This is a genomic window from Paracoccus fontiphilus, from assembly GCF_017356265.1.
In the GTDB taxonomy this organism is placed as follows: Bacteria; Pseudomonadota; Alphaproteobacteria; order Rhodobacterales; family Rhodobacteraceae; genus Paracoccus; species Paracoccus fontiphilus.
On the sequence record NZ_JAFNAW010000170.1, the window covers coordinates 1 to 871 of the forward strand.

Annotated in this window: 1 protein-coding gene; it reads left to right on the top strand. The window is 62.9% G+C overall.

Features of this window, described 5'->3' with window-relative positions; genetic code table 11:
• Window positions 1-448 (top strand): integrase core domain-containing protein (locus J0F76_RS20690; protein ID WP_207472349.1); only part of this gene is annotated, 448 nt, incomplete at its 5' end.
• Window positions 449-871: the final 423 nt, after the last annotated feature.

The following is an 871-nucleotide window of genomic DNA, read 5'->3' on the forward strand; positions in this document are numbered from 1 at the left end:
ATCTTCGCTCCATGAAGGCTACGATGAGCCAGAAACCCTCTGTCACGCAATCGGCCTAATCTGTCCCATGGGCGCTGACGTCAGACACGACAGATCCGGGGTGGCCGAGGGTCTCGTCCTGCGCCACGACCACGGCTCGAATTACATGTCGGGCGATTTCCAGCGCGAGATCCGGTTCCTCGGCATGACCAGTTCGCCCGCCTTTGTCCGCCAGCCCGAGGGCAACGGCGTGGCCGAACGGGCGATCCGGACGCTGAAGGAGCAGCTCCTCTGGGTTCGGCACTTCGCCACGGTCGAGGAGCTCCGGCTGGCGCTGGCCGCGTTTGCGGCTCTCTACAACGCCAACTGGCTACGCGAGCGGCACGGGCACAAGACGCCCGATCAGATCCGCGCGGAGCAGAGGGCCCTTGAAACCGAAGCCGCCACGGGGTTCAAACTGGCGGCATGACCGGCGCAAAGCACTGTCTCAAAACCGTGCCCCGGTACACCCCACTCACGATCACCAAGTAGCCGCGCGAAAGCCCTTCGGCATAGGTGTAGCGGTCCTCGTCGGGAAAGAAGAAGTCGCTGAGACTGTCCCAGAAACCCTTGCGATCACCCTGACACCGGTCCTGAAGCGGCTTGCTGCATCATCTCTGGTCACCCGCGCCTGCGACGACGCCGATGAGCGCCTTATGCGCACTGCGCTGACCAGCTCTGGCCGCAATCTGCGCACAAAGCTGGCGGACGTGCCAGACTGCGTGGAGGAGGCCACGGGCTTGACCAAGACCGAGATTCGCGAACTTTAGAGCATGTCGCGGGCATCGAGATTCAGGATTCCCAGCTAGCCTATGATGTGCTTCCCTTCTGCTGAGGCAGGTATGGGGGGTCT